This window comes from Paraburkholderia phosphatilytica, from assembly GCF_003443895.1.
GTDB classification, from domain to species: domain Bacteria; phylum Pseudomonadota; class Gammaproteobacteria; order Burkholderiales; family Burkholderiaceae; genus Paraburkholderia; species Paraburkholderia phosphatilytica.
Genome location: NZ_QQOA01000077.1, coordinates 1 through 15,192, shown reverse-complemented (window position 1 = coordinate 15,192; position 15,192 = coordinate 1). Strand labels below are relative to the sequence as shown.

Below are 15,192 nucleotides of genomic sequence, written 5' to 3'. Positions count from 1 at the left end.
GCTGCTCGCGGAAGCCGAAGTGCCGTACGACCTCGTGTACGAGATGGAGGACATCAACAACGAGTTCGGCCAGACCGACGTGGTGCTGGTGCTCGGTGCGAACGACGTGGTGAACCCGGCGGCAAAGAACGATCCGAAGTCGCCGATCGCGGGGATGCCGATCATCGAGGCGTACAAGGCGCGCACGATCATCGTCAACAAGCGCTCGATGGCGGCGGGTTACGCCGGTCTCGACAACGAGCTCTTCTACATGGACAAGACGATGATGGTGTTCGGTGACGCGAAGAAGGTGATCGAGGATATGGTGAAGACCATCGAGTGAGCCATAAGCGGCCGCGATAGCCCTATAGGGCTTTTGTCTTTGCCGTCGAAGCGGATCGTCGCTACCGTATCCGAACTCTTCCTGCCTTCACCATCACAGGCGGTCATCATGGATGCACTTGTCATACACGCGCCGTTGGACCTTCGTATCGAGGATGTACCCACGCCGGAACCGGGCGAGCATCAGCTTTTGGTCAGGGTTCGCGCGGGCGGCATCTGCGGCTCCGACCTTCACTATTTCAACCACGGCGGATTCGGCACGGTGCGGATTCGCGAGCCGATGGTGCTGGGCCATGAAGTGTCCGGCGTCGTCGAGCGGACTGGGCAAAACGTCACGGACATGGCGGCTGGAATTCGCGTTGCAATCAGTCCAAGCCGGCCGTGCGGTCTGTGCCGATACTGCCAGCAAGGTCTGCAGAATCACTGTCTCGACATGCGCTATTACGGCAGCGCGATGCGAACGCCGCATGTACAAGGCGCATTTCGCCAGGAAATCGTCGTCGACCGTTCGCAGGCGCACGTCGTGGCCGACACGTTGAGCGATGCCGAGGCCGCAATGGCCGAGCCGTTGTCCGTCGCGCTGCACGCTGTTCGTCGCGCCGGACCCATGCTCGGCAAGAACGTGCTGGTCACCGGCTGCGGCCCCATCGGTGCGTTGATTGTGGCGGCTGCGCGTCGGGCCGGCGCCGCGAAGATCGTCGCGACCGATGTCAGCAGCTTTCCTCTGGAGGCTGCGAAGAAAGTCGGTGCGGATGTTGCGCTGAATGTCGCCGAGTCGCCGGATGCGCTGCAGCCGTTCGCGGCCGATAAAGGCAGTTTCGACGTGCTGTTCGAAGCGAGCGGCAATGCAGCGGCATTGCGAGGCGCGTTCGACGTCCTCAAGCCACGTGGCATCGTGGTTCAGGTCGGGCTGGGCGGCGAAATCTCTCTGCCGATCAATGTGATCGTCGCGAAGGAATTCGACCTGCGTGGCGCCTTCCGTTTTCACGAGGAGTTCGCTGTGGCCGTCGAGCTGCTGAACAAAGGCCTGATCGACGTCAAGCCCCTGATCACGGGCATTTTCCACTACAAGGAATCGCTGCGAGCGTTCCAGACCGCAGGCGATCGGTCGCAGTCGATGAAGGTACTGATGACGTTCGAATAGGATGCGTGACATCCATGGCCTTCCAGGGAGTCGATTTGAAATCCAACCTGACAATGTTTAGTCTCACAGGCCGTCGTGCCTTGATAACCGGTTCGAGCACGGGAATCGGCTTTGCGCTCGCACAGGGACTGGCGGGCGCCGGCGCCGAAGTCATTCTGAATGCGCGCAACGAGCAACGTCTATCGGAGGCCGTCGATCGGCTCCGCGACGCGGGGGCTAAGGTCCACGCGGCAAGTTTCGACGTCACGAACCCGGAAGATGTTGAAGCCGGCATCGAAGGCATCGAGAGCCGGATCGGTGCGATCGATATCCTCGTGAACAATGCGGGTATGCAGCGGCGAGCGCCACTGGAAGAATTCACCCATTCACAGTGGGAAGAACTGATGAAGACGAATGTGGAAAGCGTCTTCCTGGTCGCGAAAGCGGTCGCCCGGCACATGATCGCGCGTAAGCGCGGCAAGATCATCAATATCTGTTCGGTTCAGAGCGAACTCGGCCGGCCCAATATCGCTGCCTATACCGCTAGCAAGGGTGCGGTCAAAATGCTGACCAAGGGTATGGCGATCGATTGGGGACAACACGGAATCCAGGTGAACGGCGTGGGGCCGGGGTACTTCAAGACGGAGTTGACTCAGGCGCTGGTCGAAGACGAAAAATTTTCGAACTGGCTGATTTCGCGCACGCCTTCGCGACGCTGGGGTGATGTCGAGGACCTGACTGGGGCCGCGGTCTTTCTGGCTGGCGATGCGTCAGCCTTCGTGAATGGCCATATTCTGTACGTAGATGGAGGCGTGACGGCAACGCTTTGAGCCAAAGGCGCGAACAGCGCTCGACCCCGGCAAAGCGCGAAAGCGCGCGTTGAACAGACAATTCTATTCGCTTCACGCCGTACGGCAACCCCCTGTTGTTTCGAACCCCACACGCTGCCTCGCCGCCGGCAGGATTGCCACGGATGTGCAACGATAGGCTCGCAACATGCACCTGTCTGACCACTCGAGACAACCCAACGGGGAGGGTAGATGAGAGAAAACGCCAAGACGCTGTTCGTCGCTTCCGAGGACATTGCAACCGCGTTGAACCTGCTGGAGAGCATCGAGATCGAGGTAGGGTTCGACAGTGACGATCCCGAGAGCATCGAGCAGGCCATTCTCGCGGTCGAAGAGGCGATCAATACCCGCCTGAGCGGCCATCGTGGCGATGCGCGTGTCGAATCGGCCATCCTTCGCGTCAAGCTGGATTTCCGGTGCGCGATCCTCGATCAAGCCTCGTCCGACGAGGACGGCGACGGCTCCATCAGCTCCATCCACACGCTGCACTGACACTTTCATGCCTGAACCACCCGGTCGCCTGCTGGGACCGGGTGAGTCACATCGAGCGCCTGCTCAGGCGCGCGCCGTTTCGGCAGACCGGATGACCGGCGCCATGCCGGTTTGATGACGCGAACGGCCCGAGCTCAGATAGTCCGCAATCGAGTCCTGCGTGACTTCGCCGACATAGACACCGTCGCCATCCAGCACCGGCATCCACGACGTGCGGAACTCGTACATCTTCGAGAGCACGATGCGCAGGTTGTCGTTGTCGGCCACCGTAGCCGGAAATTCGACCAGCTTGTCCTGACATAGGCCCTCCGCATTGCGCGCTGCGCGGCGCGATACGAAGCCTCGCGCGTGGAAGGTGTTGTCCACCACCGTCAGATAGCGGAAATCGTGTTCGTCCATCGAAGCGAACGCCTGTGAAAGCGGCGTATCGGGGCGCGCGGTCTCGGGCGTCGTCGCGGCATCGCCGGCCTTCACCAGCAAAAGGCGCTTCAGCGTGCTGTCCGCACCGACGAACTGGCTGACGAAATCGTCGTCCGGATGCGCGAGCAGCGTGTCCGGATGATCGTATTGCACGAGCTTGCCGCGACGGAATACCGCGACGCGATCGCCAAGCTTGATGGCTTCGTCGATGTCGTGGCTTACCATGATCACGGTCTTCTTCAGTTGCCGCTGCATCTGGAAGAACTCGTTCTGGATGGTCTCGCGGTTGATCGGATCGACCGCGCCGAACGGTTCGTCCATCAGCAGCACTGGCGGGTCTGCGGCCAGCGCGCGAATCACGCCGATCCGCTGCTGCTGTCCACCCGAGAGTTCGCGCGGATAGCGCTTCAGATACTGCTTCGGATCGAGCGCGACCATCGACATCAGCTCGGTCGCGCGCTCCGCGCAGCGCTTCTTGTCCCAGCCCAGCAGACGCGGCACGACCGTGATGTTCTCCTCGATCGTCATGTTCGGGAACAGCCCGATCTGCTGGATCACGTAGCCGATGTGACGGCGCAGATCCGTTTCGTTCAGCTTGCCGGTGTCTTCGCCATTCACCAGTACACGGCCCGAGGTTGGTTCGATCAGCCGGTTGATCATCTTGAGCGTGGTGGTCTTGCCGCAGCCCGACGGGCCGAGAAACACGCAGATTTCGCCCTCGTTCACCTTGAGGCTGACCGAATCGACGGCGTGTACCGCCTGGCCGTCTTTCTGCGTGAACGTCTTGGTCAACTGGTCGAGTTCGATCATGGTTATTGCACTCCCTTCGGTGTCAGTACGCGTTGCAGCCGTTGCAGCAGGAGATCGGCGGCGATCGCGAGAATGCTCACGAGCACCGCGCCCACCAGCAGCTTCATCATGCTGCTCTGGCTGATCGCGCGCAGGATCACGGAGCCGAGGCCGCCCGCGCCGATCACCGCGGCGATCGTCATCACGCCGATGTTCATCACGACGGCGGTGCGCACACCGCCAAGAATCACCGGCACGGCAAGCGGCAGTTCGACGAGCCGCAAGCGTTGCCAGCGTGTCATGCCGATGCCGATGCCCGCTTCCTTGATGCTCGCGTCGACGTTGTTCAGCGCGAGGTAGGTGTTGCGCATGATCGGCAACAGCGAATACAGAAACACCGCGGTGATGGCCGGCACCGCGCCGATGCCTTCGCCGAAGCGCGAAAAGATCGGAATCATCAGGCCGAACAGCGCGATCGAAGGCAGCGTGAGAATCACGGTGGCGACGCCGAGCAGCGGTGCGGCGAGCCACTCCCAGCGGCTCATCAGAATGCCGAGCGGTACGCCCGCGATAATCGCGAAGCCCACCGCGAGGCCCACGAGCCACGCATGTTGCAGCGTGAGGTGCAGCAGCTCGGGCCAGTTCTGCGACAGATAGTCGAACAGGTTCATCGTTTCTCCTTGTCGGTGGCCGGGCTTACGGCAGCTTGTGCGTGCGCAGGAAATTCGCCGCCACAGCCTGCACCGACTTGCCGTCGATATCCACCTGCTTGTCCATGTCGAGCACGGTGTCGTTGTCGAGCAGCGCCGACAGCGCATTCAGCTGCTGCGCCAGCTTCGGGTTCTGCTGCAGGATCGGCGCGCGCACCACCGGCGTCGCGTTGTACGGCGGGAAGAAATGCTTGTCGTCTTCGAGCGGCACGATACCGAAACCCTTCACGCGGCCGTCCGTCGTGTAGACGAGACCGATCGCGATCTGGTTGTTGTGCAGCGCCGTGTACACGAGCCCAGGATCCATCTGGCGGGTCTCCTCGCGCGTGAAGTGCATGTCGTACGCGGCTTCGAGCGGCTTCAGTCCATCAGGACGGTTCGCAAACTCGGCGTCCATCCCGAACACGTGACGCGTGCCCTTCGGGTCGCTATTCAGCTTGGCGGCAAGCTGCGAGATGGTGCGGATGCCGGTCTTCCTTGCAACCTGGGCAGGCAGCGCAAGCGCATACGTATCGTTCATTGGCGACTTGTCGAGCCATACGAGTCCGCGCTTCGCATCCAGATCTTTCACGCGCTGGTACATCTGGTCGGGCGTCATCTTGTCCGTCAGCTTGTCGTAGACGAGCGCAGCTGTGCCGGTGTATTCCCACGTCAAATCGACCTGATTGTTCTCCTGCGCGCTACGCAGCAGAACGCTGCCGAGACCGGTGCGGGTTTCGACGGTGTAGCCGCGCGAACGCAGATACTGCGCGGTCAGTTCGACGAGCACGTACTGCTCGGTGAAGTTCTTGCCGCCCAGCACGATGTTAGTGGCCCATGCGGGCGCGCTGAGACACGCGGCGATGCATCCGGAGACCAGCAACGCGGCGATGCGTGCGAGATGTGAGCCGAGGCGTGAAGTGATGAATTGCGTCATGCCATCACCCCTTTGCGGACTAGCCAGACGCGGCTCGCCGTTGCGACAATCGCGTCGAGCAGCAGCGCGAGAAGAGCGGTCGCGGCGGCACCGAGCAACAACATCTGGTTGTTGTTGAGATCGATGCCGGGGAAGATCAACGTACCGAGGCTGTCCGCTCCAATCAGATAGGCGAGCGGCGCGGTGCCGACGTTGATCGCGAGCGCGGTACGAATGCCGCCCACCACGATCGGCATCGAATTCGGTAATTCGACTTTCAGCAGCGATTGCAGGTTCGTCATGCCCAGGCCGCGCGCCGCTTCGAGCAGAGAAGGCTCGACGCTCTTCATGCCTTCATACGCATTCCGAATGATTGGCAGAAGCGAAGCGAAGAACAGCGCGACGATGGCGGGCACGTTGCCGATCCCGAAGATACCGAGCGCGATTGCCAGCACGGCGAGCGACGGCACCGTGTTGCCGATGTTGAAGATCTGCATGAACGCCTCTGCCTGACGCGCCATGCGCGGTCGGCTCAGCAGCACACCGGACGGCACGCCCACGACGATCGCGAGCGCCATCGAATACGCGACGAGGATCAGGTGGCGGATCGTGTAGTAGACCAGATCCCCAGAGTATTGCCGGTACGTGTCGGGCTGGATCGCGTGTGCGAGAAACACGACGATGAGCGCGACGAATATCAGGCTGCCCGCAACGCGGACAGTACGTCGATTGAACAAAATGGCCTCCTTTTTGACGGAAGAGGAACCCGTGTCCGCCACGCTGCATGCGCGGAACCACGGTCCACTCGAGCGGCGACGGCACGGGGCCGCGCACGCGGACGGCCGCTACGGATGGGCGCGTCGATGGGCCGGACATCGGCTGCGAGAGCCGATGGACTGCACGCTCGCCAGGCGAGCGACGGACACGTCGCGACGTGCCGTGAACGGATCAACGGTAATGTCTGGATGTTCCCCTGCGTTGCGATGAAGTCAGAATTACTGCGCGATGAGGCCGTGGGGAATCTGGCAGCAAGGGGCGTGCCTGCTGGTAGGTGGTTGTGCTTATGCGTAAGATCGAGTGACTCGTCGAGTCGATGCTTCGTCGCGACGGACCAGGTGGTCGCGTCGCGACGAAGCGTTTGAGGATGCGAAACGTTGTCGTTGTTGTTGTAGTTGTCACGAACGCGTGTCGCTTAAGAACACATGAAGGTGGTCTTCCATTCTGTAAGCGCCGCCTTGAACTTCGAAATATCAAGCTTGATCGACATACCAAATTTTCATATGTCGTCACCCGCACATATCATAGGTCTCCGAATCAACAGAATTGTGTCCGCGCGAACGGTGTGAAACGTTCGCCTTGCGTGCCTGTGGTCTTTGGGTGGTAACAGGTCCAAGCATGGACGCAGCATTTCACGCTGTCGAAACATCGGCGCCGACCCAACCGACGGATCGTTTGCGCCGGCGTCTCGATATCGATGCACTGCGCGCAGTGGCGGTCACGTTGGTCGTGCTGTTTCATGCGTTCCCGGGGAGAGTGCCCGGAGGGTTCGTCGGCGTCGATGTGTTCTTCGTGATTTCGGGGTACGTGATCACGCGAGATATCGTCGACCGGCTGCGCGCGCGATGCTGGTCGATCGTCGGGTTCTACGGACGTCGCGCCAGGCGGATCATCCCTGCGCTGTGCGTGGTGCTGCTATTCGTATGGGTAGTCGGCCGCTTTGAACTGACCACCGATGAGTTCCGGAGTCTCGGCGAGTACATGCTGGCCGCCGCGACCTTTTCGTCGAATATCGCGCTGTGGCAAGACGCTGGATATTTCGACATCGGATCCGAATGGAAGCCGCTGCTGCACTTGTGGTCGTTGGGCGTGGAGGAGCAGTTCTATCTGCTATGGCCACTTCTGATCGGCGTCACCGCGCTGCGTCGCGGCTATGCGCTGGTGGCGTTCAGTGCGCTCGGTTTCGCGTCGTTGACGATCTGCGTGTTGTGGGCGGGACATCATACGGATGCGGGCTTTTATCTGCTTCCGGGCCGCTTCTGGGAACTGATGGCCGGCGGCGCGCTGGCGTACGTGCACGCTATGCCAGGCTCTGGGACATGGGCGCGCTGCGAGATGCGAGGTCCGCTTGCCGCGTCGCTGTCGGTTGCCGGCATTGCGCTGATCTTGCTGGCCGCGTCGGGCGCGGCCGGTGTGTATCCGTACCCCGGCTGGCGCGCGATCGTGCCCGTTGCCGGGACGGTACTGCTCATCGCAGCGGGGCCGGCGGCGTTGATGAATCGCGCGCTCTCGCGATGGGGGCTTGTCAAAACGCTTGGATTCATCAGCTATCCTCTTTATTTGTGGCACTGGCCGCTATTCGTTTTCGCTCGCCTCGTCTCGGCCGCGGAACCTTCGGCAGTGGTCCGTGCCGCCATCGCTGCGTTGGCGACCGTGCTTGCATGGCTCACATGGAAATGCGTCGAGCAGCCGTACCAACAAAAGGCGTTTGCCAGCAGGTCGCATCGCAAGGCAGCGCTCTCGCATATCGGGCTTGCGCTGTCGGCTCTGTTCATCGTGGGCGCGGTAGGGGTCATGACGAGCGACGATACGTTGCTGTCGAAGACTCAGCGAGCGACGATCGCAGTCGCAAACTATCGCCGGCTGAAGGACTGGCAGCATGGAAACAGCGCCTGCCTGCTGCCGGTCGAGGTCGGTGCCGGAGGCTACGCTGCCTCGTGTTTTGGAGGAACCGCGCGGCCCGCAGTCGTGTTGTGGGGCGACAGCTTCGCGAATCATCTGTACGCGGGCATCGCGAAATGGGCCGGGCACGCATCGAGCGTGGTCACGTTGACCGCAAGCAGTTGTCCGCCTGTGCTTGACTTCGTTCGGGACACACGGGCGGATTGTGCCGAACTCAACGCGTGGGACATGCAGACCATCCGGCGCTTGCAACCAGCCGCGGTCGTGCTTCAGGCATTGTGGTTTTACGACTACCGGTCGCCGGGTTTCATCGAGAAGCTGAAGACCACGATCGCGGAATTGCGGCGTGCTGGCGTCGCGCGGATCCTCGTGGCGGGTCAGCTGCCCGTGTGGCTGCCGAGCCTGCCGGAAATCGTCGAGCGACGCTATCTGTCGCGCGGGTTGCCGGTTCCCGCATTCGTTAGCGCCGGAATCGATCCCGCGCTATTTCGGGTAGATGCCGAGTTGTCGGAACAACTTGCCGGCACCGGTGCGATCTATGTGCCGTTAATGGGGCAGATGTGCGAGCCTTCGCGGGGCTGCCCACCGATGTTGGGCCCGGATCTCGCGACTGACCTGGAGAGCTTCGACGCGGGGCATCTGACGAATCATGCGTCGATCTATATCGCGACGAACTTTATCGCGGCGAAGCTCTGACGTGCCGTCATTTTCTGCGTGTCGCGCGCTTGGCGGCATCGTAAAGCGTGCGCGCGGAGCGCGGGAAGCGGCGCAGCACGTAGAGGAACCGCTGCTTCGCACCGAGATTCGCATAGCGCACGCTGCTCTCGATGTAGTCGCGAAACGCGCCGTCGAAGCCCGCATTCAGGCTCAGTACCGCCGAATGAAACAGCAGTCGCGCGCGGCCGACATTCCCTTTGCCCTTCGGCACACCGAGGCCTTCGGCGATATCGATGGTGTGCAGGCTGTCCTGCAGACCCGCGGCGTTTCTCGCAGGATTGGTGATGACCGTCGACGTGATGCCGTTGGGGTTGACCCGATACACGCCCAGCACGTCGTCGAGATAGCAGCCGCTACTGTCCGCCAGAATCTGGATCAGGTTCGCGACATCGGTCACCCACTTCAGCGACATGTCCACCTGATGCCTGCGCCTCAGGTCGGTGCGGAACATAACGGAACTGTGAAAGAAAAACGGCCCGTGCGTGACGAGATAGGCCGCGTCGAAGGTCGAGGGCTTGTGGTGGGGCAAGTGAAAAGCGACCTCGTGTCCGGACACGGCGTCGACGGCTCGCATTGCATGGGCCACCAGTCCCACGGCGGGGTTTTCGTTCAGGCAATCGAGCTGACGCTGGAGCTTGCCGGGCAGCATGCAATCGTCGCCGTCGATGTAAGCGATGTATCTGCCGCGCGCGGAGTCCATCGCATCCGCGTAGTTGCGCGATATGCCGACGTTCGTCTCGTGGCAGATCAGCCTGATCCGGGTGGGATACCGTTTCGCGTACATCTGCGCGACGAGCGGGCTGCGGTCGGACGACGCGTCGTCGGAAACGACGATCTCGAATGGAACGTTCAGCGACTGGTCGAGGATGCTGTCGAGACACCTGGCCAGGAACGGCTCCTGATTGAAACACAGCACGACAACGGAGAGGACGGGTTGAGCGGACGAGTTCGACATGTGGATTGTTCGATCCGTTAGCGTTGCTGTTCTATACGGCATGCCGACCGGAGCCATTCAGAAGCTGTCAGGAAGATAGTCCGCGGCAACTTAAGGTTCCATTAAGGCGCGATCCTCCCCGGCGTTTCCGGATTTTTCCGTGTCCACTCCCACACTTCGTAGCGCGCGAAGTTCGTCGGCGAGTTCGTTAGACCGCACTGCAATCGTCCAATAGTCGGTACAAATCGGGTTGTTTCAGCAAACAAGAAAAACTGCGCCGATCCGAGCAGGCTTGCTTTCCAGCCGCGCAACACGGCACCGACCATTCGAAGTAAACGAAATGACATTCCGGACGAGCCGCACCTGGGGAAATCGCCGCCGACGTATCGCCGGCGTGGCGGTCGCATTGACGATCGTCTTTGCCGGCATCGTGCTGTGGCCACGTGCTCGTGTTTCGCCGGGGCAGGTTCAACCGCCGCTGTCCGACGTCATCAGCCAGATGCGCGCCGACGCGACGCCATGGTCGCACCACGAAAAAGACGCGTCGTCTCTGCTGGCCGATATTCGCAACCATAACGTCGCGGCCATCGGCGCAACCTACGATGCGATGCTCGTATCGACGCGCAACGGCGCGCGATACTTCGTGACCGATCGCTCCGGTGATTTCTCGCAGTCCTTGCAACTCCAGCAGTTGAAGTCGAACGACAAACCGGACTATCAAATGGTCTGGTTGCCGAATGCGCAGCTTCGTCCGACCCCAACCTGGGTCGTCGTTTTCCAGGTGCTGTTCCAGTCACTGCTCAATCTGCTGTTCCCGATCCTGCTGCTCGTCGGCATGGGCTGGTATATGCGTCGCGACGTGACACACGGTGCGAAGCTGCTGGAAAAATCGCCTGAGCTCCGGTTCGACGATGTGATCGGCGCAGGCGAAGCGAAGGTGGCGTTGAAGGACGTGCTCGCATACTTCGAGAATCCGCGTGAATTCAGCCGGCTTGGGTTGCGGCCGCCCAGCGTGGCGCTGATCGGTGGCCCGGGCGTCGGCAAGACGCGGCTGGCCAAGGCACTCGCCGGCGAGTGCGGCGCGAACTTCATCTCGCTGACGGGCGGCTATTTCAGCTCGAAGTGGTATGGCGTGGGTATCCAGCGCGTCAAACATCTGTGGAAAATCGCGCGCGCGCGTCGCCCGGTGATTCTGTTCATCGACGAAGCCGACGGCCTAGGCAAGCGCACCGACACCAACGGTGGTCCAGGCGAAGCGGAGTCCAACCGCATCGTCAACCAGATCCTGACCGAGATGGACGGCTTCGCTTCGAACGAAGGCGTGGTGGTGGTCGTCGCCACCAATCACGTCGACAACCTGGACGAAGCATTTCGCCGCCCAGGCCGCATCGATCGCGAGGTGCACGTGCATCTGCCCGACGTCGGCGACCGCACGAAAATCTTCGAGTTCTATATCGGCAAACTGCCGTCGCGCGCCATCGACATCGACTGCGAACAACTCGCGCGCCTCACGACCGGCATGTCTCCAGCCACGCTCGCGGCGATCGTGAATCAGGCGGGTCTGGTCGCACGCCGAAGCGGCGCGACGCGTGTCACGGCCGAGCATCTGCGTGAAGCGATCAAGGTGTCGCGGATCGGCGATATCAGCGGCTCGCAGCGTTCGCTCGACGCGGAGGAAGTCAAACGTATCGCGTATCACGAGACCGGGCACGCGCTCGTCGCGGCGCTGCTCGGCGCGGGCGTGCTCGAAGAACTGACGATCCTGCCGCGCGGCCGCGCGTTGGGCTTCGCGCTCATTACCGAGCAGCAGGACAAGCAATTGTTCGTCGAGAGCGAGCTGAACGACAAGCTGATGGTGCTGCTCGGCGGGCGCGGCGCGGAGTTGCTCGTCTATGGCGAGGCTTCGAGCGGCGCCGCGCATGATCTCGAGGAAGCGTCGCGCCTCAGCCTGGACATGGTGTCGCGACTCGGCTTCAATGCGGACGGCAACCTGTTTAGCCTGGCGGCGCTGCCGCAGCACTATGCCGGCCCGCAGATGACCGAAGCCATCGCGCAATCGAATGCGCTGCTGAGCAGGATCAACGCAGAATGCCTGAAGCTGCTCGAGCGGCACCGCGACCTGCTCGAAGCGATTGTCGAAGAGTTGAGGCTGAAGGAAACGATGCCGGGTGCGCGCGTTTATGAGCTTGTCGATGCGTATCGTGCGGCGAGCGCATCAGTCCAGTAGATGGCGTGACGGCGCGTGTCGCGTGGATTCTTTCGCGGGTTTCGGGAAATCAGGCTCGAAGCGAGGCTGCTAGTATGCAGTTCACTGCTTGATTCAACCGAGGGACGGCTGTGGATCCGACGCTAAATGCGGACGCATATGAACTGCTCTGCGAGTTTCAGCTTGCCTTCGACATGCGAGATTGGGCGCGACTCGAGTCATGCCTTGATGAACGTGTCTATACGGACTACTCGAGCTTTCGCGGAACTCCACCAGCGGAGGTTTCGCGTGAACACTACGTCGAGCTGCGCAGAACGGCATTGTCCAGACTGCGTATGCAGCACAATTTCTCGAACCTGCGGGTTCGGCAGGATGCTTCGACCGGTACGATGATCGCGGATTGCAACTTCGCAATCTTTCGCTTTGCGGAAACCGATCCGGTTGGACCGCAGGACTACTTCCATTCGATTGGCCGGTACACATTCCACCTTCGACATCGAGCGGGCGGACTGTGCATATCGGGGATCACGCAACATCTGATCGCCAGTTATGGCAATCCAGATGTACATCCTGGCGCTTCGGTCAAGACTTCCTGAGAGGCGAAATACAGCCGGGTTGGTCCGAAGAGATTTGCCGGCAGGGCGTCTTCCGCGAACCACGACCATGTCTCGCACCGGGTTTCACGCGCAAGGACCCCAACGCGATCGGCTTACTTTCCAGATTGCACGGTGCCAACCATGTTCGGACCATAACCGGTTTTTGCGTTGACCTGTTGTTGCGCGATGACGGCCTGCGCACGTCGCAGGCTCACATCGCAGCCGTACGAGCAGTCAGGATTGAAGCCAGCCGCTTCGAGCTGGACAAGTTCCGCGCGAACCTGCGCGCGTGTGACAGTCTCGTTCGACTGGGCGAACGCGAGTGCCGGAACGAGGACGACGGCGGCGACGAAAGCGGTGCGGATAGAAAGGTTCATCTTCATGCTCTTCTTGGGGTTAGCCGCGAAACGTCCGCGGCAATGAAGTAGCATTTCACACTAGGGTAAATACCTGGGCAATTGAATAAAAGCGTCAGGGTGTTGAGTGTTTAGTTAAGGGCGCCATCTGACTACGCCGCCGGCGCCACGGACGCGCCCGCGATCCCATGCCGCGCCAGCGATTCAGCCACGAACCCGGATGCCTTCATCGCTTCGACGAACGCGCGCAGCGTCGCAGCCGCCGCGGGACCACGGCTCTTCGGCGTCCCCATCGCCTGCTGGATTACCATGAAGCGTTCGTCGAGCAGATGTAGACCGCTGGTGCTGGCGGCATCGGCTTCGAGCTGTTGCTTCACCCCTGCCGCAATGTCCAGCTTCTGCTCAAGGAAGATCTGCACGACGGCGGGCGAAGTCGGCGCACGCACGATTTGCGCGGCCTTCAGTTCGCGCGTCAGGAACAGGTCATAGGCGCTGCCTTTGCCGACGGCGACGCGATGGTGCGGCTGGTCGACATCCGCATTCGTGCGCACAGGAGAATCGTCACGCACGAGATAGAAGCCTTCGATCAACACGTACGGCGCAGTGAAAGCAATCTTCTCGCCGCGGACCGGATCCACAGCGAAGAAGCCGAAGTCCGCGCGCTCTTCGTTGATTGCCTCCACCGATTTCCCCGCCGCGTCGAACACGACCAGTTCGAGTTCGACATCGAGCTGCTTTGCGAACGCGCGGGCAAGATCGATCGACACCCCGAACGGCTCGCCCGTGTCGGGTTGCCGGTTGGCCAGAATCGGATTGCCGAGGTTGATCGACGCGCGCAGTTTGCCGGTCGGCGTGAAGGCGGAGACGATGGGGGGATCGATAGTCATGGTTGCTGTTGTTAAGACCGCGCGGCCCGTCATCGTCCGCCTAAAGGCTGGCAGGACAGTTGCCACACATTCGCGGGCGGCGCGTTTCGCCAGATGGTGGTGACGCGCTGCCACTCGAAATCGTCGGGTGCGATGAATGGCGCCTGAAGGCTGTAGCTGAACTGCATCAGATGTCGTTCAGGCGCGGCCCGCAGAAAGGTCGCGAATGCTTCAACCGTTGGGCGAACCACACGTCGGGGCAGGGACCTGAACGGCAGCGCGGACACCAGCACCGTGCGTTCGGGCAGCCCGTCGAGCACACCGACGTTCTCGTGAAACGGTCCGGATATTACCCGCGCTGCGGGGAATCGCGCGCGAAGTTTATCCGCCAGCGTGGGCGCGAGTTCGAAAACCACCAGTTCGGCGTCGGGATGCCGGTCCACCAGCGATTCCGTAATCGCCCCGGTCCCCGCGCCGATTTCGACGATCGCATCGAAGTTGGCCGCTCCATCCGCCATCGCAGCCGCAAGGTGCCGCGAGGAAGGCGCGATGGCGCCGACCGAGATGGGGTCCTGCAACAAGTGACGTAGAAAGGTGATGCTCATGTGTGAGGATATGAGGAATGGGGACGCGTCTGGCGATCGCGTTTATTTCCTTGACCATCGAGTGGCCACCGAGCACAGGAACAAAGCCGCCAGACCTTAGTCTGGCGGAAAAATCGCGGAAAGGTTTCACGGGTTTACAGCGAGAAAAAATGCCCAAAACGAAAGGGGGCCACATAAGCCTTTGATTTTTATGGCAGAATGCGCGGCGGATGCGTAGGTTCTTCCGGCCGCATGGCCAGAATGCAGTCACTCAGTAAATATTGCGCATCCTTCTTTCGACTGGATTTTTGCTTTCGTTTTTAGAGGTGTGTGATATGGGAAGTCTTAGCATCGGTCATTGGCTCATCGTTCTGGCCATTGTTGCGCTCGTCTTTGGTACCAGGAAGCTCCGTACGGCTGGCGCCGATCTGGGCAGCGCCGTCAAGGCATTCAAGGAAGGCATGGGCGATTCGCCGATGTCGGCCGCCAACGCAACCGCGCCGGCGACCATCGATGTAGAAGCTAAGGACGTGACCGCGCGCTAAGCGCGGGCAAAACGCGCTAGGGAAGGTCTGCACAACTCGTTTTCAGAGCGCCGACCTCTTGCCACTTGAACCGAGTTGGCCATGAGAATCTGCCGACAGGTTGGTCGTCCG

The 15,192-nt window shown here is 61.3% G+C and carries 16 protein-coding genes; 8 read left to right on the top strand and 8 right to left on the bottom strand.

The window, feature by feature from the left end; translation table 11 throughout:
• The 4 genes from DVS29_RS36105 to DVS29_RS36090 form a co-directional block, all read left to right on the top strand.
• Nucleotides 1-322 (top strand): NAD(P)(+) transhydrogenase (Re/Si-specific) subunit beta (locus DVS29_RS36105; RefSeq protein WP_164708079.1); only part of this gene is annotated, 322 nt, incomplete at its 5' end.
• A 108-nt stretch (nt 323-430) separates the two neighbouring features.
• Nucleotides 431-1,465 carry an L-idonate 5-dehydrogenase gene (locus DVS29_RS36100; RefSeq protein WP_205962593.1) on the top strand — a complete coding sequence of 345 codons (1,035 nt, stop codon included), beginning with the start codon at nt 431-433 and terminating at the stop codon, nt 1,463-1,465.
• A 14-nt stretch (nt 1,466-1,479) separates the two neighbouring features.
• Nucleotides 1,480-2,274, top strand: coding sequence for a glucose 1-dehydrogenase (locus tag DVS29_RS36095; protein ID WP_164708078.1), 795 nt, complete (start codon nt 1,480-1,482; stop codon nt 2,272-2,274).
• Between the two features lie 210 nt (nt 2,275-2,484).
• Entirely contained in the window at nt 2,485-2,784 is a 300-nt protein-coding gene (locus DVS29_RS36090; RefSeq protein ID WP_118186040.1) for a hypothetical protein, read from the top strand.
• Nucleotides 2,785-2,847: 63 nt separating this feature from the next.
• Here DVS29_RS36090 and DVS29_RS36085 read toward each other — a convergent pair whose 3' ends face one another.
• The 4 genes from DVS29_RS36085 to DVS29_RS36070 are packed head-to-tail and all read right to left on the bottom strand — an operon-like array spanning nt 2,848 to nt 6,335.
• The gene (locus DVS29_RS36085; RefSeq protein WP_118186037.1) at nt 2,848-4,014 is read right to left on the bottom strand and encodes an osmoprotectant ABC transporter ATP-binding protein OsmV; all 1,167 of its coding nucleotides are present in this window, start codon (nt 4,012-4,014) and stop codon (nt 2,848-2,850) included.
• Between the two features lie 2 nt (nt 4,015-4,016).
• Complete coding sequence (locus DVS29_RS36080; RefSeq protein WP_118186035.1) at nt 4,017-4,664, bottom strand: ABC transporter permease; 648 nt, start codon at nt 4,662-4,664, stop codon at nt 4,017-4,019.
• A gap of 25 nt (nt 4,665-4,689) precedes the next feature.
• Nucleotides 4,690-5,619 carry a glycine betaine ABC transporter substrate-binding protein gene (locus tag DVS29_RS36075; RefSeq protein WP_118186033.1) on the bottom strand — a complete coding sequence of 310 codons (930 nt, stop codon included), beginning with the start codon at nt 5,617-5,619 and terminating at the stop codon, nt 4,690-4,692.
• The gene (locus tag DVS29_RS36070; RefSeq protein ID WP_276314369.1) at nt 5,616-6,335 is read right to left on the bottom strand and encodes an ABC transporter permease; all 720 of its coding nucleotides are present in this window, start codon (nt 6,333-6,335) and stop codon (nt 5,616-5,618) included. Before DVS29_RS36070 ends, DVS29_RS36075 begins: the two co-directional genes overlap by 4 nt.
• A gap of 586 nt (nt 6,336-6,921) precedes the next feature.
• Between DVS29_RS36070 and DVS29_RS36065 the strand changes: the two genes are divergently transcribed.
• Complete coding sequence (locus DVS29_RS36065; protein ID WP_124800771.1) at nt 6,922-8,973, top strand: acyltransferase family protein; 2,052 nt, start codon at nt 6,922-6,924, stop codon at nt 8,971-8,973.
• Nucleotides 8,974-8,980: 7 nt separating this feature from the next.
• On the opposite strand, the gene DVS29_RS36060 is transcribed toward DVS29_RS36065, so the two are convergent.
• Nucleotides 8,981-9,949 carry a glycosyltransferase family 2 protein gene (locus DVS29_RS36060; RefSeq protein WP_118186029.1) on the bottom strand — a complete coding sequence of 323 codons (969 nt, stop codon included), beginning with the start codon at nt 9,947-9,949 and terminating at the stop codon, nt 8,981-8,983.
• A 319-nt stretch (nt 9,950-10,268) separates the two neighbouring features.
• Here DVS29_RS36060 and DVS29_RS36055 point away from each other — a divergent pair, with 319 nt between their 5' ends.
• Nucleotides 10,269-12,155, top strand: a complete 1,887-nt coding sequence (locus DVS29_RS36055; protein ID WP_118186027.1) for an AAA family ATPase — start codon at nt 10,269-10,271, stop codon at nt 12,153-12,155.
• A 110-nt stretch (nt 12,156-12,265) separates the two neighbouring features.
• Nucleotides 12,266-12,730: a nuclear transport factor 2 family protein gene (locus tag DVS29_RS37130; protein ID WP_124800770.1), complete on the top strand. Its 465-nt coding sequence runs from the start codon at nt 12,266-12,268 to the stop codon at nt 12,728-12,730.
• Between the two features lie 113 nt (nt 12,731-12,843).
• Here DVS29_RS37130 and DVS29_RS36045 read toward each other — a convergent pair whose 3' ends face one another.
• The 3 genes from DVS29_RS36045 to DVS29_RS36035 all read right to left on the bottom strand — a co-directional run bounded on the left by DVS29_RS36045 (nt 12,844) and on the right by DVS29_RS36035 (nt 14,557).
• The gene (locus DVS29_RS36045; protein ID WP_118186044.1) at nt 12,844-13,107 is read right to left on the bottom strand and encodes a DUF4148 domain-containing protein; all 264 of its coding nucleotides are present in this window, start codon (nt 13,105-13,107) and stop codon (nt 12,844-12,846) included.
• 131 nt (nt 13,108-13,238) lie between these two features.
• Nucleotides 13,239-13,973, bottom strand: a complete 735-nt coding sequence (locus tag DVS29_RS36040; protein ID WP_118186023.1) for an ABC transporter substrate-binding protein — start codon at nt 13,971-13,973, stop codon at nt 13,239-13,241.
• 29 nt (nt 13,974-14,002) lie between these two features.
• Nucleotides 14,003-14,557 (bottom strand): class I SAM-dependent methyltransferase, encoded by a 555-nt coding sequence (locus tag DVS29_RS36035; protein ID WP_118186021.1) that lies wholly within the window; start codon nt 14,555-14,557, stop codon nt 14,003-14,005.
• Nucleotides 14,558-14,871: 314 nt separating this feature from the next.
• Here DVS29_RS36035 and tatA point away from each other — a divergent pair, with 314 nt between their 5' ends.
• On the top strand, nt 14,872-15,081 hold the full coding sequence (tatA, locus tag DVS29_RS36030) for a Sec-independent protein translocase subunit TatA (RefSeq protein ID WP_118186019.1): 210 nt from the start codon (nt 14,872-14,874) through the stop codon (nt 15,079-15,081).
• Nucleotides 15,082-15,192 lie beyond the last annotated feature (111 nt).